Annotated in this window: 23 protein-coding genes; all 23 read left to right on the top strand. The window is 40.2% G+C overall.

What is annotated here, in order from left to right:
• The first annotated feature begins 466 nt into the window (after window positions 1-466).
• A complete protein-coding gene (locus AZE41_RS18540) occupies window positions 467-1,120 on the top strand; it encodes a hypothetical protein (protein ID WP_156476098.1) in 654 nt (217 codons plus the stop codon).
• A gap of 215 nt (window positions 1,121-1,335) precedes the next feature.
• The gene (locus tag AZE41_RS18535) at window positions 1,336-1,998 is read left to right on the top strand and encodes a hypothetical protein (RefSeq protein WP_067212653.1); all 663 of its coding nucleotides are present in this window, start codon (window positions 1,336-1,338) and stop codon (window positions 1,996-1,998) included.
• Window positions 1,999-2,642: 644 nt separating this feature from the next.
• On the top strand, window positions 2,643-3,311 hold the full coding sequence (locus AZE41_RS18530) for a hypothetical protein (RefSeq protein ID WP_156476097.1): 669 nt from the start codon (window positions 2,643-2,645) through the stop codon (window positions 3,309-3,311).
• Between the two features lie 42 nt (window positions 3,312-3,353).
• A complete protein-coding gene (locus AZE41_RS18525) occupies window positions 3,354-5,321 on the top strand; it encodes a DUF6792 domain-containing protein (protein WP_067212648.1) in 1,968 nt (655 codons plus the stop codon).
• 17 nt (window positions 5,322-5,338) lie between these two features.
• On the top strand, window positions 5,339-5,689 hold the full coding sequence (locus AZE41_RS18520) for a hypothetical protein (protein ID WP_067212647.1): 351 nt from the start codon (window positions 5,339-5,341) through the stop codon (window positions 5,687-5,689).
• Window positions 5,690-5,835: 146 nt separating this feature from the next.
• Window positions 5,836-6,129 carry a WXG100 family type VII secretion target gene (locus AZE41_RS18515; protein ID WP_067212644.1) on the top strand — a complete coding sequence of 98 codons (294 nt, stop codon included), beginning with the start codon at window positions 5,836-5,838 and terminating at the stop codon, window positions 6,127-6,129.
• An 80-nt stretch (window positions 6,130-6,209) separates the two neighbouring features.
• Window positions 6,210-6,449 carry an ESX secretion system protein YukD gene (yukD, locus tag AZE41_RS18510; RefSeq protein WP_067212643.1) on the top strand — a complete coding sequence of 80 codons (240 nt, stop codon included), beginning with the start codon at window positions 6,210-6,212 and terminating at the stop codon, window positions 6,447-6,449.
• Between the two features lie 13 nt (window positions 6,450-6,462).
• Entirely contained in the window at window positions 6,463-7,818 is a 1,356-nt protein-coding gene (gene essB / locus AZE41_RS18505) for a type VII secretion protein EssB (protein WP_156476096.1), read from the top strand.
• A 45-nt stretch (window positions 7,819-7,863) separates the two neighbouring features.
• Window positions 7,864-12,345, top strand: a complete 4,482-nt coding sequence (essC, locus tag AZE41_RS18500; protein WP_067212639.1) for a type VII secretion protein EssC — start codon at window positions 7,864-7,866, stop codon at window positions 12,343-12,345.
• The gene (gene esaA, locus AZE41_RS18495; RefSeq protein ID WP_067212636.1) at window positions 12,342-15,170 is read left to right on the top strand and encodes a type VII secretion protein EsaA; all 2,829 of its coding nucleotides are present in this window, start codon (window positions 12,342-12,344) and stop codon (window positions 15,168-15,170) included. Before essC ends, esaA begins: the two co-directional genes overlap by 4 nt.
• Window positions 15,160-15,696: a type VII secretion protein EssA gene (gene essA / locus AZE41_RS18490; protein ID WP_067212633.1), complete on the top strand. Its 537-nt coding sequence runs from the start codon at window positions 15,160-15,162 to the stop codon at window positions 15,694-15,696. Before esaA ends, essA begins: the two co-directional genes overlap by 11 nt.
• A gap of 11 nt (window positions 15,697-15,707) precedes the next feature.
• Window positions 15,708-16,070 (top strand): DUF5082 domain-containing protein, encoded by a 363-nt coding sequence (locus tag AZE41_RS18485; protein ID WP_067212631.1) that lies wholly within the window; start codon window positions 15,708-15,710, stop codon window positions 16,068-16,070.
• A complete protein-coding gene (locus tag AZE41_RS18480) occupies window positions 16,067-16,369 on the top strand; it encodes a YwqI/YxiC family protein (RefSeq protein ID WP_067212628.1) in 303 nt (100 codons plus the stop codon). The genes AZE41_RS18485 and AZE41_RS18480 overlap by 4 nt, the downstream gene beginning before the upstream one ends.
• On the top strand, window positions 16,366-17,943 hold the full coding sequence (locus tag AZE41_RS18475; protein ID WP_067212626.1) for a ribonuclease YeeF family protein: 1,578 nt from the start codon (window positions 16,366-16,368) through the stop codon (window positions 17,941-17,943). The genes AZE41_RS18480 and AZE41_RS18475 overlap by 4 nt, the downstream gene beginning before the upstream one ends.
• Window positions 17,940-18,728 carry a hypothetical protein gene (locus tag AZE41_RS18470; protein WP_231885716.1) on the top strand — a complete coding sequence of 263 codons (789 nt, stop codon included), beginning with the start codon at window positions 17,940-17,942 and terminating at the stop codon, window positions 18,726-18,728. The genes AZE41_RS18475 and AZE41_RS18470 overlap by 4 nt, the downstream gene beginning before the upstream one ends.
• Before the next feature lie 21 nt (window positions 18,729-18,749).
• Entirely contained in the window at window positions 18,750-19,205 is a 456-nt protein-coding gene (locus AZE41_RS18465) for a DUF5085 family protein (RefSeq protein WP_067212624.1), read from the top strand.
• Window positions 19,202-19,651, top strand: a complete 450-nt coding sequence (locus AZE41_RS18460; protein WP_231885715.1) for a DUF5085 family protein — start codon at window positions 19,202-19,204, stop codon at window positions 19,649-19,651. The genes AZE41_RS18465 and AZE41_RS18460 overlap by 4 nt, the downstream gene beginning before the upstream one ends.
• Window positions 19,652-19,725: 74 nt before the next feature.
• Window positions 19,726-20,064 carry a hypothetical protein gene (locus AZE41_RS18455; protein WP_067212620.1) on the top strand — a complete coding sequence of 113 codons (339 nt, stop codon included), beginning with the start codon at window positions 19,726-19,728 and terminating at the stop codon, window positions 20,062-20,064.
• A 38-nt stretch (window positions 20,065-20,102) separates the two neighbouring features.
• Window positions 20,103-20,360 (top strand): DUF5085 family protein, encoded by a 258-nt coding sequence (locus tag AZE41_RS18450; RefSeq protein WP_067212618.1) that lies wholly within the window; start codon window positions 20,103-20,105, stop codon window positions 20,358-20,360.
• A 47-nt stretch (window positions 20,361-20,407) separates the two neighbouring features.
• Window positions 20,408-20,962, top strand: coding sequence for a membrane lipoprotein lipid attachment site-containing protein (locus tag AZE41_RS18445; RefSeq protein WP_067212615.1), 555 nt, complete (start codon window positions 20,408-20,410; stop codon window positions 20,960-20,962).
• Between the two features lie 310 nt (window positions 20,963-21,272).
• Window positions 21,273-21,824: a hypothetical protein gene (locus AZE41_RS18440; RefSeq protein WP_197485340.1), complete on the top strand. Its 552-nt coding sequence runs from the start codon at window positions 21,273-21,275 to the stop codon at window positions 21,822-21,824.
• Between the two features lie 223 nt (window positions 21,825-22,047).
• Entirely contained in the window at window positions 22,048-22,428 is a 381-nt protein-coding gene (locus AZE41_RS18435) for a hypothetical protein (protein ID WP_067212610.1), read from the top strand.
• A gap of 21 nt (window positions 22,429-22,449) precedes the next feature.
• Window positions 22,450-23,013, top strand: a complete 564-nt coding sequence (locus AZE41_RS18430; protein ID WP_067212607.1) for a hypothetical protein — start codon at window positions 22,450-22,452, stop codon at window positions 23,011-23,013.
• Window positions 23,014-23,351 lie beyond the last annotated feature (338 nt).

The raw sequence follows: 23,351 nt of genomic DNA, 5'->3' as shown, positions 1-23,351 counted from the left end.
CATTTTTTGAAACTGGTCAAATCAGTAAAATTTGTGGATTAAACTAGATTATGAATTAATTACCCAAGTCTTGCTAGAGGGGGGGCCAAGATGAATAAATCAAATGACGAACAACTAGAAGTACTCGGCTCCGCTATGCCCCAAGAACAAAAACCCTCAGTCAATTTTCAATTCAAATAAATCCCTTCATTTCAAGCATCTTCATATCGAAATCTTAATTATCTATTGGGGATTAATTAAGATAAATTTTTAGCAAATTAAAGAGTCAGTTAAAATCAATCGAGTAGTATATTCGATGGCTAGTGATAAAGATTTATTTGAATTAGATAAATAAATCCAACATTGTACGCCGTAGTTCATAGAATGTCTTTTACATAACGGTATTCCGGCGGGATTTATTCCCATCATGAAAAATACATACAAACCAACTTAGAAACGAAGGGTTCCATTGGAAGGAGACTACGAGTTGAAACGATTACAAATGACAATTTTAATAGTTTTAGCGATTTTGATAGGGGGTTGCACGGGTATGGAGAAATCGGGCGATAATGAGGAAACAATGACGGAACTTCCAAATACAATTGCAGCACAAGATGAATATACACGTTCTTTCCTCGTTTCAACAGATGAAGTTGCAGCAGGGCATTATGCATTTAAACCGTGGACAGAAGCATATTCGATGTGGATTCCGACGGATGCAACATTGGATTCTACATTTTATGAAAAAAGGGAAAAACATTTTGAACGATTCTTATATGCATGGGAAGAAGAGGAAGAAAACATTTCCTACCTATTGTATGGCCTTTTTGAAGAACGACCTGATTCTGAAAAAGTAGGTTTGGATCACCTGTCTTTCTACGCGAAATATGAAGGAAACTACGAACGTTTCGAAGAAGGCGATAATATTTTTTACTATACAAATGATATTTTTGAAGTTGGAGAAAACAGTATACCTGTATACGCTCATATAGGTTTTATTAAACATAAAAAAAGTGATAAATCGATTGGAATAATATATGAAAGAAATTGCAGCGATTGGACAACGAATTGTAACGCAGATACAAAACGTATAGAAGATCATTTTTGGAAACTGGTCAAATCAGTAAAATTTGTGGATTAAAGTAGATAATGAATTAACTATTCAAGTCTTACTAGAGGGGAGGACAAGATGAATAAATCAAATGACGAACAATTAGATAAGTAACTCCAACAGTGTACGCCGTAGTTCGTAGAATGTCTTTTGAATATAGTGTTCCGGGAGGATTTATTCCCATCATGAAAAACACATACAAACCAACTAAGAAATGAAGCGTTCAATTGGAAGGAGACTACGAGTTGAAACGATTACAAATGACAATCTTGATAGTTTTTACGATTTTGATAGTGGGCTGCACAGGCATGGAGAAATTGGGCGATAATGAAGAAACAACAACGGACCTTCCAGATAAAATTGCAGCACAAGATGAGTTTACACGTACTTTCCTCGTTTCAACTGACGAAGTGACAGAAGGGCATTATGCTTTTAAGACTTGGACAGAAGCTTACACGATGTGGATACCTGTGGATGCTAAACTATCCCAAGGGTTTTATGAAAAGCGAGAAAAACATTGGGAACGATTTTCATATGCATGGCTAGATAACGAAGAAAATCTTTCCTACGGCTTATTTGCGCAGTTTGAAGATCGACCTGACTCTGAAGTGGTAGGGTTAGAACATTTGTCTGACTACGCTCAGTATGTGGGTGAATATAGTAAAAGTGACGATGAAAACAATATCTATTATTACGGTAAAAGTGTTCATGAGACTGGACAAGAAGGGGAAGAAAAAATCCCGGTCTATTCACATATAGGCTTCATCAAAGATAAAAACAGTGATAAAGCATTAGGGATATTATTTGATCACCATTGCAGTGACTGGACAACAAATTGTGACGCAAATACAAAAAGTATTGAAGAACACTTTTGGAAACTGGTCAAATCAGTAAAATTTGAGGATTAAAGTAGATCATAAATTAATTATCCAAGTCTTGCTAGAGGGGGGACAAGATGAATAAATCGAATGACGAACATCTAGATATACTCAATTCCGCAATGCCCCAAGAATAAAAAACCTCAGTCAATTTCTAAATCAAATACATCCCTTCATTTCAAGCATCTTTATATCGAGATATTATTTTAATTTTCAAAAACTTAAAATGAATCTAAAGTAATAGATTCGGAATAGAAATCTTGATTATCTATTAAATAATAACTACTCAACTAGATTGATATCAACCAATTATTACTCCGGAAAATAGATTTTAAATAGTTAAGTGGGCTTAAAGGGCTGAGTCTAATTTGCTGAAAATTGGTGTTCTTTGACAGCGGCTTATCCAAGTGTTATTTATTAATATAATGGAAACCTATGGGAATTAATTAAAATGAATTTTTAGCAAATAAAAGAGTCAGTAAAAATCAATCGAGTAACATATTCGTCGGCTAGCGATAAAGACTTAGTAAAATTGGTTGGATAATCTAAGCGGCGAACTCCGAAGTTATAAGATTTCTTGTACGAAGCCGTATTCCAGCAAGATTGAATTCCATCATGAAAAACACATGCCACCGACTAAGAGACGAATGGTTCAATTGGAAGGAGACTACAAGTTGAAACGATTACAAATGACAATCTTGATAGTTTTTTCGATATTGATAGGGGGCTGCACAGGCATGGAGAAATCGGGCGATAATGAGGAAACAAAAACGGTACTTCCAGATACAATTGCAGCTCAAGATGAATATACACGTTCTTTCCTCATTTCAACTGACGAAGTTGCGGATGGGCATTATGCCTTTAAGCCATGGACAGAGGCATATACGATGTGGATTCCGACAGATGCAACATTGGATTCTGTCTTCTATGAGAAAAGAGAAAAGCACTGGGAACGATTTTTATATGCGTGGCTAGATAACGAAGAAAATTTATCCTATGGCGTTTACGGTCAATTTGAGGACCGACCTGATTCTGAAGAGATGGGCTTAGAACATTTGTCTGACTTCTCTAAATTTGAGGGTGAATATAGTAAAAGTGAAGATGAGAATAATATTTATTACTTTGGCAAAAGAACTTCTGAGGTTGGAGAAGAAGGAGAAGAAAAAATCCCTGTCTATTCACATATAGGCTTCATCAAAGATAAAAACAGTGATAAAGCATTGGGGATATTATTCAATCACCATTGCAGTGATTGGACCACAAATTGTAATGCAGATACAAAAAGTATTGAAGAACATTTTTGGGAACTAGTCAAATCAGTAAAATTTGAGGATAAAAGCTGATCGTGTATTCACTATCCAAGTCTTGCTAGAGGGGAGGACAAGATGAATAAATTAAATGACGAACAACTAGACGTACTCGACTCCGCTATTCTTAAAGCGCGAATTGCAAAATTAGAATATGGAACTATAGATGATGGGAAATTCACTTCAATTTCAATTGAGGATATACGACGCATTTATATTGAAGAAACAGGTGCAGAACCACCAAGCGCGATTACTTTATATAAATCCAATGATTTCAAAAGAGAGGGAAGAGATAGCGGTTTCGATGGGACGGTCATTCATTTCTACGATTCAGAGAAGGGCATAAATCAAAGTTATATGATACCTCGTGGCTCTGAGCACGCAGAGAGTGGTGGAGAGGGAGATGGGCAACCGCTCGACTGGATATACAATGGGTTAGGTATTTTCACTGGGGAAGTAAATGATCAATTACAAGATGCGAAGGATTTCGAGAAATGGGCAAGTGAAGAAATAAATAAAGTAATTAAAACGGGAAATACGAGTGGAAACGATATGAGAATTCCTGAACTTAGAAAAATTGGCATTGGGCATTCACTAGGTGGTAACCACATTCAAATGCTGCATTTATTGGGGGCAGAATTTGACGGAGTCTATGCATTAAATGATGCAGCGCCGACCGTCTATCAACTTGCTGCAAATGACGCGGACTTTTTTAATGGAATTCGAAAAAAGTTCGGACAACAAATCCAGAAGGTTTCTGAACTTTACAAACTCGACCCAAATCAACTCCGTACTTTCGCATTAAACTACTACAAATCAAAGGGCAAACACATCGAGCATATTACGTCCGAAGAAGATGCGCTCTATCCCTTACATCTTACCAGAGGATTTATACGTTTTGGAAATGAACAAGTAGTCGATACGGACCCTAACATAACAGGACTTCACGATGTAATCAGTAGAATTCCGGATAAGCAGTTGCAATCACTGCAAAAGTACGTAGCGACAGCGGCACCTTACTATGAAGAGGCGGGTATGGATGGGTTATTCTACTTTGCAACGGGCATCGATAATAACTTCCTTCAAAATGTTAATGTCTTGCTGACTGGAGATCCCGAAAGTGAAGGGGCTTTAAGCCTGAAAAACATTGCGAAATTTACAATCTCCAATCCATTCAAGGCGGCAAAGAATCGGCATGCGGCTTTCAAGGGAATTGTTAACCAAATTCCTGTTATTCAAGAACGGCTGCTAACGTTGATCAAGCAGCTTCCGACGCTTATAGTGATTGCCGATGCAATGTCGGGGGAAGAGGGACAACGGATTTCAGATTATTTGAGAAGCATACAGGAGCGTGCGGAGAAGGTGTCGAATGTGCTGCTTGCAATTTCGACTTTTGATATCACGACAATTAAAGGGTTCAATGATAGCTTCAAGGGAATTAAGTATGCGATTCAACAATTGGATGGTATCGTATCTGACTTTCATCTTTTATGGGAATCAGGGAAGGACCTTCTAGCAGATGTATTAGGATCATTCGATGCGCATGCATTAGAGGCTCTTATCAACGGGCTTTCCCAACCGAATCGGCGCTATGTAGGGAATGACCTCATTTATTCCGCAGGAGGGGGAGCTTCCATTATCGAGGTGAATGTATCTTCTGCGACCCGGTTGTATTGGATGGGATTGGATAACTACGAAGAAAAGAGCCATGTCATCCAGCGTATACAACGTGCTTATATCGAGAAGTTTGAACAACCTTACGAGTCCAGACGAAAAGACTTACTAACTCAAATAGGCTATATGGAAACGAATCCTCATTCATACAGTTATTTGCTTGGCGGTGGTGATCGCGAGATGATCGGTATTTCTGTTCAAGAACACATTCCGCCCATGCCGTCACAAATTACAAATGTGATGGATGGAATTCAAAGTTTCTACGCAGCCGATATAGAAAAAGGGAAGCTGTTATTCAGTCAAATGAAGGATGCAATTATTCAACTTTTTACTGAAGATCAGCAACTTACGGTGATGTTTGAGCTTCGCTAATGGAGGGGGAGTTGAAATTGGGACAAATCAATATGGATTATTGTTTTTTACCAAACGAAGACATGCAGCCCAGTGGTGTATATGTGAATGGTCTGCTGGGCGAAATGGAAGAATTGGCGCTTCGATTGAATCGGTTGGTTGATGCGGAATTACAGCATGCAAAAGGCACGATTGTTGAAAAAATAATAGCTGAAGTCGATGAACGCGCGATTGAACAAGTAAATGTCTGCAACTTCCAAAAATACTATGTGACGGGCGCGACCCGGGAATATAACACGATTTACAATGACCTTGCGACTCAACCAATCACAATCACTTATCGGATTAGGGAAACAGTAGAGACTACATCGATGATTCTTGCACCATAATTGCTCATCGAAACGGAAAGGAGGTGATGCCGCAAAAAACCGCGAGTCTAAATTCAGAAGTTTCTGTATTGCGATGAGAAATTGTCGTTATCCATACAGTTATTTTATACATGCACTAAAATTCAAGGAAAAGGGAGATGTTTGGAATGTCAGGAATTATTCGCGTAACACCAGCAGAACTGGATGCAATGGCATCACGCTACAATCACGAATCAGGGGAGGTTGCTTCACAAATCGGCCGTTTGGACGGAATGATTGGTGAATTGCAATCCATGTGGGAAGGGGCTTCTAGTGCAGCGTTTGCGGAGCAATATGAGCGCCTTAAGCCAAGTTTTAACGAAATGCGTGAATTATTAAGTGAAGTCGGAGTACAGTTAAGCCGTGCAGGACAAGCATTACAAGACGCGGATCAGCAAATCGCTGGTCAAATTCGCGGCTAATTGTTCAGATTCAGAAGTTGAAAATAGTGGAGCGTCATTCCCTAAAAGGAAGGCGCTTTTCCTTCATTGAGGTGGAAATTATGTATATCGAAATTACTGTAGATCTTTCAAATTACGAGGGCGATATAATCGATCTTAGATTATCCGATTACTATACTATGAAAAAAATGATAGACATTGCTTGGCAGGCAAATTCTATTTCAATAAATCCGCGTGAAGGTCACTGGATACGGGTAGTTAATAAAGACAAGCTATTTCCAGGGCATTTGACACTGGCACATTGTGGGATTAGGACAGGTGACCGTATTGAAATCATTTGAAGGAGAAAAAAAGATGCCGACTCATGTACATACATATTTAAAAGATTTGATAGGTGTAGAGATAAATGAAGAAGAGAACAAAAGAACATTCATCTTTCAAAAAGAACGTTTCGGATTTAAAAGAAGTACTGAGATTGTCTTTTTAAAAGAAGTCAATCCTGAAATCAGAAAAGAAATTGTCATAACAGATGACGAGTTAATCATACAAGCAGACATTCCAAGTTCGTTGAAGCAGTTTGATGAAATTCAAACGGAAGATGCTAAGTCAAGATGGATGTTTGCGCATCAGCTTGTAGAAAAGGTTGATGCTCATCCGTATCCCCGTCTAAATCTGATCGTTTGTCCCGAAAATATAGTGTATAGCAAAGGCATGGCCCCTGTTTTCATCTATTACGGGGTGATGGAGAGTTTGCCGCCATTTAGAAATGATGCAGAGCGCGTCTGGCTGGAAACGAGGGCGGCAGTAGCTGCGGCAGTAGATGGCTCATTCACATATGAAGAATATTTAAAGTATAACGAGGTCCTGGAGCTTAATGAGACAAGTGCGAAAGTGATGTCCATTCAGGATAGCCGAGCGCTACTCGACTATATTGAGCAACAACTTGAAAATCTGGATATCAAAGAACAAAGCTTTGTGAAATTACCGCGTAAAAAGTGGAAAATGACTAAATGGTTATCTATCGGTCTTAGCGTGCTACTTATTCCAGCACTACTATTTGCATTTATTTATTTCATACACGAAAAGCCGAAAAATGAAGCGTACATTGATAGCCATGAATACTTTTTGCAGCGGAATTATAGTCAGGTCGTCACCGTACTAAGCCCGTACAGCATAAAGTCGATGCCTTATGTGATGCTGTATGAACTGGCTCATTCATTCGTAACAAATGAAAAATTGGATGAAGAACAAAAAAGAAATGTGCTGTCGAATATCACGTTGCAAACAGATTCCGACTACTTGAAGTATTGGATTTACCTTGGCCGGGGGGAAGCCGCGAATGCGGTTGATTTGGCTAGGTCAATGGAAGATGGTGAACTCATCACTTTTGGATTACTTAAAAGACGTGAAGAACTCCAAGCTGATCATACGCTTACAGGCGAAGAGAAACAATATCTGTTAGAAGAAGTAGATAGAGAAGTGGAAGAGTATGAAAAATTGATGGAGCAGAATGAGGAAGACGAGGCAGAAAAAGCCGAAGCCGAAGCAGAAATAGAGAAGCAAGAAAAGGCAGCTAAAGTAGTGGAGCAACAAAAGCTAGACAAAGTAGAGAACAAAAAACAGGCAGCCGAAGCAGAGAAACAAGATAAAGCAGACAAAGTAGAAAAGCAAGAGAAGGTAGATAAAGTTGAAACAGTAGATAAGGAATGAAATTCGTAAGCGAAAACTAGGAACTAAAAAAAGAAGGTGTACATGATGAAACAACTATGGGTGTTTTACGGGGAACATTATCAACGTATCGATGTGGATGAAAATTCTTTTACTTCACTAACTATCGGGCCAGCTATCGAAAATGATATCACAATCCTGTCGTATCCATTTACATCGGGCCATTTCACAGTAGCGAAGGAAGAGGATGGTTTTACGGTTCATGATGGAGTCGATCACGTCGGTCGAATATCGGACAAAGGGAGTTTGTCGATTGAACAAAAAGAACTAATTCTTCATTTATATGTCTTAACTGCTCCCGCTTCTACCAAAACGTACTATCTCGACTATGAAAATGAAGTTTCGTTTGAGAGTCGACTTGAATCTGCAACATTCAACCGAGAAGAAGTTACTTTTTCAAATGTAGAATCCGGTCAATTTTCATTGAATAAGACATTGGCTGGCTGGATAATTAAGAAAAATTACAGTTGCCCGCTCTATGTGAACGGCAAAAGAGTTGACATGAATGAGCCCCTTCAAATCGGAGATGTAGTTCAGTGGGCATTCATGGAAATGAAATTAATCGAACAAGACATTTTAGAAGTCGTTACTGCTGCCCAGTACGAAACCCGACTGTCAGAAATTGACGTACCACAGTCTGAACTCGTTACGATGTATCCCGATTACAGACGGACACCCAGAATGATCTACGACTTGCCTGAAGACAAAGTGTCACTATCCTTTCCAACGCAGGAAAGTGATGATTCAGGGCGCGGTCTTTTGCTTATTATTGCACCGCCGCTAGTTATGCTCATCGTCATGGGGCTTGTTGCCATTTTGATACCCCGTGGGATTTTCATCATCATTTCCATTTCCATGTTCCTAATGACCTTGGTCACTTCAACTGTGCAATTTTTTAAAGATCGGAAAAGACGTAAGGTAAATGAAGCGAAAAGACGCCGTGTCTACACAATCTACTTGCAAAATATGCGTCAAGAACTATATGAATTATCCAAAAAGCAAAAAGAAGTATTGGACTATCATTTTCCACCGTTTGAACAGATGAAGCAATTGACGAATCAGTTGTCGGGTAGAATTTGGGAAAAGACATTGGAAAGTCATGACTTTCTGGAATTTAGACTTGGTACCGGCAATGTGCCCGCTAGTTATGACATTAAGTTGTCATCGGGGGATTTGGCGAATAGAGAAGTCGATGATTTGTTGGAACAAGCACAGCGTATGGAAACGGTCTATAAGGAAATTCCAGGTGCCCCAATCACTGCCCGTATATCGCAAGGAATTTTAGGACTTATCGGAAAAGCATCGATTATCAAGCGTGAATTACGCCAGATCGTTGGGCAGCTCGCATTTTCTCATAGTTACCATGATACACGTTTCATCTACATCTTTAACAACAAGGACTACGCAGACATTGAATGGATGAAATGGTTGCCACATTTCACACTTCCAAATATGCATGCAAAAGGATTGATTCATAATGAAGAGACGCGCGATCAGTTGCTGTCGTCACTCTATGAAATAATTCGCGAACGCGATATGGATGACATGAAAGGGAAAGTGAGATTCACACCACATCTCGTATTCATCGTTTCCAATTACCCGTTAATTGCGGAGCATGTCATTCTAGAGTACTTGGAAGGGAAAAGTAATGAGGATCTCGGCATTTCTGTCATATTTGCTGAGTCGGCACAAGAGCGTATGACTGAAAATGTTCATACGCTTGTCCGTTACGTAAATGACTGGGAAGGCGATATCCTCATCAATGCTGGAAAAGCAGTTAATACGCCATTTCAACTGGATGCCTATGATGAGAAAACGAATGAACGCTTTGCCCGAATGCTGAAGTCGCTCAATCATCAGATTGGTATGAAGAATTCGATACCGAGTTCGGTCAGTTTCCTTGAAATGTTCGGGGTGAAGGATGTTAAAGATGTTCCGATTGGACGCAATTGGCTGACGAACGAATCTTCGAAGTCACTTGCCGTTCCAATCGGTTTCAAAGGAAAAGAGGAACTTGTTCATTTGAATCTACACGAAAAAGCGCATGGTCCTCATGGTTTGCTGGCAGGGACGACGGGTTCAGGGAAAAGTGAATTTCTTCAAACGTATATTCTATCGCTTGCCGTCAATTTCCATCCCCATGAAGTTGCTTTTCTATTGATTGACTATAAGGGTGGAGGAATGGCGCAACCGTTTAGAAATATTCCTCATCTATTAGGCACCATCACAAACATTGAAGGCAGTAAAAACTTCAGTATGCGTGCACTTACTTCTATTAATAGTGAACTGAAAAGGCGGCAACGTTTATTCGACCAATATGTTGTCACACATATCGATGATTACACGACGCTCTATAAGGAAGGAAATGCAGCTGAACCCTTACCGCATCTGTTCCTGATTTCAGATGAATTCGCAGAGTTGAAAAGTGAAGAACCTGAATTCATTCGCGAGCTAGTTAGTACCGCCAGAATTGGCCGAAGCCTGGGTGTCCATCTTATTTTGGCAACACAAAAACCGGGCGGTATCATCGACGAACAGATTTGGAGTAATGCCCGTTTTCGTGTCGCATTGAAAGTACAGGATGCATCGGATAGTAAAGAGATTTTGAAAAATGGCGATGCTGCCACAATTACTGTAACCGGTCGAGGCTATTTACAAGTGGGGAACAATGAAGTCTATGAATTGTTTCAATCTGCTTGGAGCGGCGCGCCGTATATGGAGGAAACATTGGAGGGCGAAGATGACATTGCGATTGTCACAGACCTTGGTCTGCATTCTCTTTCCGGCATCGAAACAAATATCAGTAAGAAAAGAAGCGGTTTAACGGAAATGGAAGCCGTAACAGCAAAAATTGCACAAACACAAGCGGATATGTCCATCCTGAAGTTAGCGAGTCCGTGGTTACCGCCGCTGGCAATGCGAATCGAAACGATGGAAGATCGTTCTGCAATACAAGTTGGCTTTCCGCTCGGGATGATTGATGAGCCAGAAAAACAAAGTCAAACACCAATTGGTTATGATTGGACGAAGGATGGCAATCTGGGTGTTTTCGGATCATCAGGGTATGGAAAGTCGTATACACTGCTGACGGCAGTTCTTGGAATAGCTGATCATCTACCGCCGAGCGAAGCGAACTTTTACATTTTGGACTTCGGCAATGGATCGCTACTACCACTTCGGCAACTACCGCATACAGCTGACTATTTCACGCTGGATGAAGAGTTGAAGCGGGAAAAACTCGTTAAGTTGATGAAAGATGAGATTACGAAAAGGAAATTGGCATTCCAACAAGCGGAAGTCAGCAATATTAATATGTACAACGAATTGTCTGCGCATCGTTTGCCGCTGATCTACATTGTAGTCGATAATTACGATATCATCCGTGAAGAGATGGAAGAGCTCGAAATGCAACTGATCCAATTCGGGCGTGACGGACAGTCGCTTGGTATCTATCTGTTTATCGCTGCGACGCGCGTGCAATCAGTTAGACAATCACTCATGAATAATTTGAAAACGAAAGTTGTTCATTATTTAATGGATGCTACGGAATCCTTTACAGTCATTGGACGTGTCCCATTTGAGTTGGAGCCGTTCCCTGGCAGGGCCATTATCAAAAAAGAGGATCCACATTTCGCGCAAGTTTACCTTCCGGCGCCAGGGGCAAATGATTTCGAAGTCCTGGAAGCGATTAAAATGATTGCTCGAGAACTGAAGGAGAAATACCGTGGCGAGGAACTTCCTCAACCGATTCCGATGTTGCCGTTCGAATTGACGTCAACCATTTTCCCTTCTTATGTATCAGGGGAACAGGAAAATGGACTTGTTGCAATCGGATTGGATGAAGAAACAGTACGGCCGATAAAGATCGACTTCAGGAAAAATCGCCATTGTCTGCTAGTTGGACAAGTACAGCGAGGAAAAACAAATACATTGAAGTGGATCCTTCATACGCTGATGGAGCAAGACGTTGGCTTCATCGCGATATTCGACTCATTTGACCGGGGCTTATCCATGTTTTCTGGAGACCCGAAAGTCGACTACTTGGAAACGAAAGAACGTCTCATGGAGTGGCTAACGCAAGCTGAACAATTCTATATTCAGGCTGAAAATGCGTATCTGGAAACCGTCCAGTCAGGAAATAGGGCAGCTGAACTTGTACCCTCTTATTTCATCATCGATGGCTATACACGATTTTTACAAGTAGCAGATATTGGCATACAAGATCGCTTATCGAAGCTGATGAAAAAGTATTCCCACTTAGGGTTCAATGTCATTATCTCTGGAAATAATGCGGAAATCACGAAAGGCTACGATGCATTCACGAATGAATTGAAGCTGGTTCGGCAAGCGCTTATCTTCATGAAAAAATCAGAGCAGACATTATATACTGTTGCGTACGAACGCAAAGAAATGGATCTTCCGTTAGGATTTGCACATTATATTTTGAATGGCAATGCTAGTAAAATACAAATTCCGTTAAGTGAGATTGAGAGGAAGATTCTGCAATGAAAAAGAATAAGAGTTTACTGAAAATTGGTGCGGGAATTGTATTAATACTAGCTGTTCCCATTTTGTTTTTTCAACTACTAGGTGTGAATCTGTTTAATGCGGATAGTTCCAATAAACGAATTATAGCGATTGTCAATGAAGACCAAGGTATGTCCAAGGATGATGAAACCGTCGATATGGGAGAAGAGGTTGTTTCCATTCTAGCCGAAGATTCAAAGTATGAATGGAAAGTCATGAGCCGTGGTACCGCTGTTAACGGGTTAAAATCGAATCAGCATGAAGCGATTGTGTATATTCCTTCAGACTTCTCGGAAAGTATCATGTCATATGATCAGCAGAATCCAGAGCAAGCGGAATTCTCCTATGAAGTACAACGCCAAAAAGCGGGTTCAGAAAAAGAAAAAGTACTCCATGAAATTGAAACGGCCACAAACCGTGTAAACGAAAAGGTTTCGACACTCTATTGGAGTTATGTTGCACAAGAAATGGATCATATTAAAAAAGAGTTCACAACGATTCTGGGCAAGGAAACAGAATTCCTTACTGCGATGTCCGACTATTATAAACCAGGGTCCGAGAAGCTAGCGGAAGAGATGAAGAGCCAGAAAAAACAAATGGAAGGACTGCGCTCCGTAATCAGTGATGCAAATAATGGTCATAATGCCCGAATTGAAAATGCAGACTCATTCGGACAGCAAATGAACGGTTTCATCACATATGTACAGCAGTATAAAGAATTTCAACAACAGCAAAAAAATATTCTTCAACAAGTCCAAGATGATAGTCTAGCTAAGATTCATGCTGCTGCGGCAACTCAATCGAGCCAGTTCAACGAATCGGTCCAGATGCTTGAAGAAAATAACGAAAAGTTAAACGGTGAAATTGTCAAAGTGAATGAAAAAATTGACGCGAATAAAGAAAAATTCAATGCACTGTCCGATTTGCGTAAAAACGAAGTCGATCGACAACTAGTGGACCTTCTTGTCGTCCAAGGAACTGCGATTGATCGCTATAATAATTCGATTTTAGGTAATTTGGAAAAAGGAATTGCGGCTGGAAAAGATGGATCGGCTGTAGGTGGTACAACTAATCCAACAGCTGATCAGCAACAAATGAACGCAATCAAAGAAGAAATGGACCGCAAAGCCGGTGCTAAGCTCGCAGTTGCATTGCCAGGGCTCGAAGAAGAGCAAAATAAAGTGACTGCGATTTTAGCAGCATTGACCGCGATGAAAGCTAGTGTTGCCGAAGCGACTCCCGATTCTACATTCATAAGTGAATTGGAACAGCTTGAAGGCGAGCTATCATCGATGAACGCAGTCATGTCAGAAAAGGAAGCACTTTGGAGCGGTACAAAGAAAGAAGGAACGGATGATTATGTAAAAGCATCCACCGACTACAAGGATCTGGTTGGTGATTATGATGTATTGAACAAGGAATATGAATCGATTCAACAAATTTTGAATTCAGCCCCTGCAGATACAGCGCAGATGATTTATCAAATAAAGCAAAAAGAAGCATCCCTTCTTAAGCACGATGGATTGTCGGGGGATCAACGGAATAGATTAGCAGACTTGTTTGCGAAAGGTGCTGCTAGCACGGATACCAAAACATTGTTGACCTATTATGCAACGCTCGAACAATTTGGTTTTACCCTCGACGAGCAGGGGCAAAGTACGCATAAAGATGGCGTTCTAAAAGATGAAATCTTAACCGCATTATTGAAAAACGTTGTCGAGATGAATGAAATAGAACTCGAAGGCTGGACTTCTGTAGGGGACGGTATCCCTGAAACTGAGCTCGGTATGAGTGAGTTGAGTACAACGTTTGCTGCAATCATGTCCGGTTACAAAGAAACAGTGCAAGAGCAGCATGCTGCGCTATTGAATGATTTGAGTTTGATTGATGAGCAAGCAAACGTTTTACTTAGCCAGATTCAAAATACTGCAGGCGAACCTGTTGCGGCAACAAGTGAAGGCGAAGTTGCTGCTAGTCAAAGAAATGTGAGTGGTCAACTTGTTTCGCTCAGCGGCATGATGGATTCATTGTCAGAGAGGCAAAAAGGTCTTGTCAATTACGCGAGTGATCTAACTGCAAAAGCGGATAATATGAAAGAAACGTCTACCGCATTCAGCGATAAGTGGGAAACGAATGTGGATGCAATGTCAGCATTTGATACGGATATTCAAGACTTTCTTGGTAACACCTATGTTGACGGCCAAGAGAATGGCTATGTGTTCAATCATTTTGTCAATCCACTCCAGGTAAAAGGAGAGGCCGCATTTGCGGATGAAGTGAGGAAAGTACCGCCTGTTATTCTACTACTCATTTTGCTTATTAGTAGCCTGTTAATTGGTTTCTTTAGTTATCAAATTAAAGAAGGTCCAATTGGCTTCCGCTTAGGATTGACTTGCATGCTGTCTTTACTCGTAGGTCTTATTATCAGTCTCTACAGCATAAACATGTATGTGCTGAATGACCAACGTGCAGTTGAATGGACAGTATTCACCATCCTTCTCCTAATGGCTAGTGCCGCGGTTATTCGTGCAGCACTTGAATTCGGGCAAACAGCAGGATGGATTGCGAGTGTCGTACTGATGTGTCTATACATTACTCCGCTGCTGATCCTTGCAGTACCTGAAATAAACATTCCAGATATTTTATCGACTGTTTATATGTCCATAAAATATGAACCTGAAACGAACTTCATATGGGGAGCAGTACTTACAGGTATCATTGCGATTGCGATGATCATGATTTCTTATTTGATCAATAAATACAAAACAAATGACACGTCAACGGCAGAACAAGCTCATGATAACTAAATCGACTTGGCTGCTACTTGTAATACTGTTAATCGCTTGGACGGCGGGTCATAGTACCGTTCAAGCAGCTCCGGATGATGAACCCAATCTCGATTTGGAACCAGTTGTTTATGAAAAACTAAAGTTCAAGAAAAACACCGATTATTTGCATGACAGTAAAAAGGTTGAGATGAGAAACACAATTCCTGTTAAACAGTTTGATATTTACTTTGATGGTAGAAGGCAATTACCGAAGAGAAGCAATGGATCCTATCTTTTCCAGACTAAGGAACGTGGAGAGAAAAGTACTGTCGCAGCAAAAACAGCCGAACTCGGTCTCTTTACCAGTGCTGAAAAGAGTGGAAAGAAAACCAACGCTGTCAAGATCGTAGAAGAGAATACCGCTACTAATAAGCCGAGGACACTGATTTTATTGGCCATTATTGTGGCTGGGCTCGTTACCTTGTTTACGTTTTTCTTGCCAAAGCTAGTCAACACTTCTGAAGGGGATCAACGAAATTTACGGAGTGATAAAACAACAGGATAGGAGGAAAAGACTTGCTGGCTTATTACAATGAACTATTACGGAAAAAGCTGGAAGAAGTGAGGCGTCTCACCAAATGCCAATCAGACTTAGGGATAAAACAATCGGAATTTCAATCGGATGAAAAAAAGTGTCTGGAACCAGAATTATCTACGAGTACATGGCATGGTACGCTGGCCACTGCTTTTCAAGATATTCGTGAAGCGGGAATCCATACACCTTTCCTGGAAATAACCGGAGCCCAGTTCACGAACGTGTTTACTGCAATTGCTGACAAGATTAATTCGCTTAACGCTGAAATCGTTTCTATCGAACAGACCATTGCGCGTCTTGAGGCGGAAGCTAAGGAAGAAGCAGAGGAGGCAAAAACTAGATGACTACCGAAGTGAAAATAGTGTATGCAGATGTTGAAAGTAAAATCAGTGACATGAGCAATGCAACCACATTGCTTAATCCGAAAGCGGAATCACCAATTACAGGGAATACACTGGATGTCGTGACGAAATTGACGGAGCTTTCGACTAAGCTAGAAACGTTACTAACGAGTTATCAAACGGTGCTTCTTGCTAATAGTGTAACGACTACCAATTCAGTCAAGTTTATGAGTGAATCGGATGAAAAAGTAGCATCTGTCATGCAGTGCACACTTGCAGGACCGAAGCAGGTGTCACAATGAAGGTACTGGACGTCAGCCCATTTGAAGAAGGTTTGCAGAACAATATTACTATGCTCAGCCGTTTGGAAGGTGAGATGAAAGCAATTGAAACTGCCGTTGGAGGGCTCGTTGCGCTGGATGATTCCCTGAAGGGGCAAGGCGGAAACGCTATCCGAGCATTTTATAACGATTGTCATATGCCATTCTTACAGTTTTTCACGACCTTTAAATCTTCTTATGACAGCGTTCTATGCCAAATGAAATCCGCTCTCGACACGCTGGAATCGGCTTCGAACGGTTACATCCAAGAAAGTTTTCTCGAAAGTGACGTTAAACAAGGACTGACAACAATTGACCAATTAACGCTCACTTTGACGGACGAAGCGAATGCTATCATGGATGAAGTCAGTGACATCGTCGCTCTTCCGCACTTGAATGACAGCGAAGTGCACGAAGGCGTGAAACGTGCACAAACGAAGCAGGAAAAAACGGTCACTGATCTCCATGAATTCGATGCAACGCAGACAGCCGCATTAACGCAGATTGAAGCGGATTTGCTGACAATGGAACTGTGGTTGCTTGAAATAGAAGGTATGATGAGCAATGGCCTGACCGATATAGATTTTCAACCTGAACAGTGGGCGGAGCAATCGGAAAACCAACCGCTCAAAACAGAACTGCAACACCGAGTTGACGTTATGAATGGCGTTGTCGAAGACGGTTCAGTGGATGAAACGGGAGAGGTATCAACTACTTCTGCCAATGGCTATGTAATGATGTTGAAAGAAGCTGTCGGTTTGGCAAAAAAAGCGAACAGTACGATTACTGGAGGGCTCTCTAGTTTTGGCATGTATGTTGCAGGTAAAGACGGTGGTTTGAGTACTTCAAGACACTTAAATCTGCAAACAGGCAACTATTCATATCGCATCAATGCAACCCAAACCGCATTAGACCGTTTAAAGGTCAATCCCGATGCAAGAGCACTTAAAGAACTCATGGCAGGACTTCCTAAAGGGAATAAAAAATGGTCTCCGAAGCATTATGGCATTCAAGCTACCAATCAGGCGATGCTGAAGTTTGCGTCACAGAAATCGGGACAGAGCGGCTGGTCAGGTACTGGAGAGAGTGTACTGAAAAAGCATCCAACTTTGGCTTACTGGAATGACCAAGCAACCATTAAACAACAGGCAAAAACAATAGGAACAGCGACCATTAAAGGCGCAGGTAAGTCCTTTACGGATGTCGTTGATTTTAAAGGCATTGCGAATAGCGGCATTGTAAAAGGAGCTGCTAAATCACTCGCACCTTTAGGAGCAGGTCTTAGTTATTATAGTAACTATTCTACAGCGAAAGACGAAGGACTAGACGACGGTGCAGCTGCAGGTAGGGCAACAGTTGACACGGCAATCGATTTAGCGATCGGCGGCGCAGTACAAGTCGGATTCACTGCAGCCGGTACAGCGCTAATCCCGATACCGGGTGTAGGTACCGCAGTCGGTGTAGTGGCAGGAATAGCAGTGAACTCCTTATTGAATGTCAAATTTGGAGATGACGATAAATCAGCAATGGACCATATTAAAGGGTGGTTCCATTGAGCGAAGAAAGGGTGCATTTGATGTCCTCCAAACGAACAGTTGAAGATTTCGAAGTTCTAAGAGGACCTCTTGAATCAGGTAGGCAGCGCCCCTCTGCTTTGGCGGGTGTCCTGGTTCTATGCGTATTCCTCCAGGCATTACTATTCTCACTAGAATATTTTGTTGCAGGAGATGTGACAGCTTATCCATACAAAGATGAAATATTGAAGGTTCATTTCTGGATAACGGCGGGACTTATTGTGCTGTCTCTTATTTATGCAATTCCAGCAGTGTATAAAAGAAGTGGCAAGGTCCAGTATTTACTGTCCATCTTAGTGGCCCAAAACCTATTTTCCGTTTCTCTTTTTATCTGTGCATTATTTTTCATCGGAAAGAAAGGGGAAGGCTCGTCGGTTGCACCAGAATCACTTCTGAATTTCACCTATATCACACTCCTGATAGGGTTACTGGTTTTTATCGCAACATTCGTTCGTTTCGCTATTTTACTGCGAAATGGACATTATCGCAAAGGGTCGAAAAAAGATGAGCTTAGAACACGGTTTGAAACAAAATCGTACATACCAGCCGCTGTTCTTGGCGGAATTGGATTGGTCTTTGTGATCCAGTACATTGCCAGGACCTCTGCAATCACAGATATCAATATCATGGTTGTCATTGCGATAGGCATTTTACTGTTCTACGTCATGCTATTCATCCTGCCCGAGCAGCTCGTCATCTTGTATTGCAAGTTCCGTTTTAAAAGCTTTAATTTTAATGAACAAGGAAACTTATATAACGAAAAGTGATGTTAGAAAGGGTGTTTGTAAATGGGAATCGAAAAACGTTCACTGACTTTCAATAACGTACTAACATATGAAACAGAACAAAAAAAAGAGAACTGGCAAGAAGCCATCTTCATGCTAGAAGAGTTCACGCTCAATAAAGATGTCTACAAAAACGGTCCGGTATTTTTCTCATTTGTTCAAAACCTAGGGGATGAAACATCCGGGAAATTCACCTACTACTTGCCAATCAGCAGTCCAGTCGTTTTAGTAGATGAGTCTGATTTTACTTTCCATGAAAACCTAAGCATCGGAAGTGCATTGGTCCTACGGCAGGCTGATGAAAAAATGGATTTCGCCGCTGCCTATGAAGAAGTGAAGGCATACGCCAACACGCAACAAATCGAATTGGACACTACTTATTATTGCGTTTTACTGGATGTCTACGGAGATATCATCATCGATCTCTATGTGCCGATAAAAGGGCAGGGCGATGCATGATGATTGCAGAAAACCATCAGATTGCATACCGCAATGTCGCGTCCAAACTATATAACTTTTTACCCGAAGAAATTGATCTTGCTTTAACGGATTTTGTATCGATTCTAGACGAGTATGGCTATCAAATTACGGGACCGATGTTCTTTTCAATCATCAGTAATCCGACCGATGAAGTTATGACAGCTGAATTATTCCTTCCCATTAAAGGGAATCATTTTATAATCCCGAAGGAAGCAGAAGTTAATTTCCACAGCTATTTCCTAGTTGACCGTATGCTCACGACACGAATCAAAGGCAATTTTGAAGTGGAAGCACAGGTGAAGTATTGGGAGCTTATGGAGTATATGAACGCACATGAAAAAACTCAAAAAACACCTATTTTTGTAGAGTACAAAAAAAGCCGCGCGGGGCAGACCTATACGGAGATGAGTGTAGGGGTTTTATAATACTTATTTAGAAGATTGGGTCAAAAAAACCTTGACTGGCTTTAAGTCTTTCAAGGTTTTTTGAGTTTGGAGGTGTGCTATTCGTTGCTACTCTCATCCGATTTTCTGTTTTATTGAAAAGAGGGAAGTATCAAAAGGGATCGAAACGAGATGAACTCCGAGCGAAATTCGAAACGAAAACGTATATTCCAGCCGTTATTATTGGAAGTACTGGACTTGTGTTTATCGTTCAATTTATCGTGAGAACGTTCAATTTGGCCGATATCGAAGAGGCTGTCATAACAGTCCTATGCTTTGCCGTATTCTATACGATGATTTTTGTATTGCCCGAGCAGCTCGTCATCTTGTATTGCAAGTTCCGCTTCAAAAGCTTTAATTTCGATAAAAGGGGTTATATGAACTCTGAAGACTAAGCTGTAGGAAAGAAGTTGGAAAGAAGTTCTTTTCCATTATGAACAATCCCACTGCCGAAGTGTTTATTCCAATTGAAGCAGAAGAGGAAATTAATTTTAACAGTTATTTCCTGAACGACCGCATGATTATGACTCGACTAACAGATGACTTTGATGTCCAATCACAGCTAACGTTTTGGGAGCTTCTCACCTATATTGAAGAGCATGAAATAAGTCGGAAAACGCCCATATTCATAGAGTTCAAAGAAACGAATGCAGGGCAAACCAATGTGGAGATGTCTGTAGGCGTGCAATGATGAACAGGCGATGCGTTACTATTTGCAATTTGATTAGGAGGATTCGCATGAAAAAAACCATATTTTTTTTGATAGTAGTTTTACTATTGGCAGGATGTGCCTCAAAGGATAATAATAGGGAAAAAGGGGCTGAAGAAAAAGTGGATAAAACAGTTGAACAACAGACACTTTCATTACAATTATTGAAAGCAGACGAAGAAGCAGGGGTAACGATTGAAAATAGCGAAGTCTATAAAGAGTTAAATCGAATGATTACGGAAAATGCAGATATGGGACTCGCCAATGATTTCAGTATTAATATTATTGATATCGTGGACAGTGGAACAGAAAACGCTTCATTGCTTTTCTTAGCCATCAATCGTTTGGATGAACCTATGAAAAACATCAAGTTCGACTATACATTAGGTCATGATAATGGTGCATTTGTGTGGGAGGGCGTTGAAGTGGACCTTTCCGAGCAGGAAACAGGTATCATTCAATCGAATCATGCAGTTCCATTCTCTCTGAGCATAACGCCTGAACAAGAAGCACTCATCGACACACTTGAACAAGATAACCAAGTTGTGAAGATGGATAACTTTAAATTTGATTCAGTAAATTAATGAAAGCGTTGCAATGCTACTTATGATTGCAACGCTTTTAGTTGTTCGTATTTATAATTTAATTGGCGATGCAATAAAAAAGAGAACAACAGGCATCATTAATAAAGTTTCATCTTGGTATGACGGATAGGAGAGTATCAAAATCGGGGAAAATAGAATCGATACAATTACATTATCTTATTTAAAATTCCAAACGCCTAAGGAAAACAGATCTAATATTATTTGTTTTTTCTTAATATTATTATATGTAATTGGTGTAATTCCAATTTTAGGAGTACCATTTTCGTTTATTTATTTTATGGCGGCAATTGTGCCGGTAGCAATCCTACAAATTTGGGCATTGCTTTATTTATTCGCCCCATACAAATTTGAGAAGTCCTATTATCTCTTTTTTGGTGTATATGGGGTTGTTAATACATATGTCTATTTTTTAGCAATACAAAAGTTATTGTATCTTCACTTAGGAGCAGAAGGGAAAGGTCCTTTTATTATTGGATTTCTTCTCTTTATCGGCTTACTGGTAACGATGAACTGGTTGAATATAAAGGCGCTGTACACAGGAACATATCATAAAATGCAACAGATGGAGAGTATTAATGTTAGATGGTTATCATTCGCAGGATTAGGTTATGTAATTGGCCAACTTATATTAACGTTTGTCTATAGTGAGTCCGCAAAAATGATGATTTTCATTTTTTTAATTTCACTATTATCAATTATAACAGCATATTTTTCTGTATATCTGCATCGTTACTTTTATATTGTCAAAAACAAGGATCTTGTAAAGCAGGTTTATCCGGAGTTTAGTTTACCACTGAAAGAAAGACAAGACGGATCTAAAAAAAGTAATAGAAAGAAGTGAAGATATGATTCCAGAGTTTACGGAAAATGATATTTTCGTTATGTTGCAAACGCTGAATACAAAGTCAATCATCGGTTTTTCCAATCCATTTATAGCGTTAACAAAATAGGAAATAGAAAAGGAATGGGAGAAAACGTATAAGAAATTTCATCTTCGTGGGCTTGTTAACCTCGTCGACGGTGAAGTTAAGTTAGAGGAAGTGTTCGCCAATGCGCTCTGGATTATGTCCAGAACGAATTTGACTGTGGAAATAATAACGGATGGAAAAAAGAAAAACGTATTCTATTTTGGTACAGAGAATGTAGTTGAATGCTCTAAAACTTTGGGGAATAATTACACGCTCTATATGCACGGGGCTCCTAACGACACATGGAATGGCGTCATCTATCCACGTATACTTACTGGCGTTGAAAAACAACACGTGCAAATGAAGGATAGGATTCTTATTCCGACATCTATGAATAATACATGCGTGGAAAAAGATGTAGTTTTGGATACCGATAAACTAGGGCCGTTCAATGAAAGTCCTAATTTGAACAGCGTAACTAAAAAGTTGAATCATTCCATTATAGTAAACTTATACATAGTCGATAGTAATTTTTAATCATGATTGGAGAGTCTCGAAATGAAGAAGCTACTTAGAATTTTATTCGCCGCAATACTATTAGTGGGGTGTAATGGCGACAATGACCAAAAACCGCAGACGGGAGAGGAAGAAAACGTGAAAAAAGAGATAGAGCAACAAGCACTTTCGATGCAAGTATTGAAAGCGGACGAGGAAAATGGCGTCACGTTGGAAGAAGAGATGTATCAACAATTGTCCGGACTTGTAGAAGCCAATCCCGATATTGGGGTTGCGGAAGACTTTAGTATTCATGCAATTGACTTTGTAGAAAAGAGTGCAGGCGAGAGTGTCATGTTATTTTTAGGAATTAATCGATTGGAAAAGGGAATCAAAAATATTACGTTAGAATACACGTTGGGCGTTGAAACGGAGGATACTATAAAATATGTATTCAAGAGTGAAAAAGTAGACCTATCCGAATCATTTGCAGGAGTTGTTCAGCCAAACCATGCGATTCCATTTACTGTTCCGGTTACACCAGAGGGGAAAGAACTACTTCAATTGATGACTGAAGAAAACAAAACTGTGAAAATTGAAAACGCTAAATTCGAATTGGAAAAATAACTAAAATGCTACAGCTTTTTACGAAGTTGTAGCGCCTATTATGTTTAAAGTATGTAGGGAGGTAGGTCTAGAAAACGTGAAGAAAATAATAAGGAACGTATGGGAAGTATTGAAGCAATCTGCTTCGGAAATAAAGGCGAATTGGAAGTTTAGTCAACTCGTACAAGGAAGAAGTAAAAAGATGAGAGTGTATGTATTAGTTTATATAAATACCTGCTTTTTTCTTGTCTACGCAAGTCTTTGTTTTATTTCTATGATTTATATTCTGTTTGGTATCATAGGCGGCACAATCCTAGGAATCACGGAAAGCCCATATTGGTTCTTGTTATTTCTATTGC

The sequence above is a fragment of the Sporosarcina psychrophila genome, from assembly GCF_001590685.1.
Classification (GTDB): domain Bacteria; phylum Bacillota; class Bacilli; order Bacillales_A; family Planococcaceae; genus Sporosarcina; species Sporosarcina psychrophila.
Note: the sequence above shows the minus strand (reverse complement) of the source record. Positions and strands in the feature narration are given on the sequence as shown.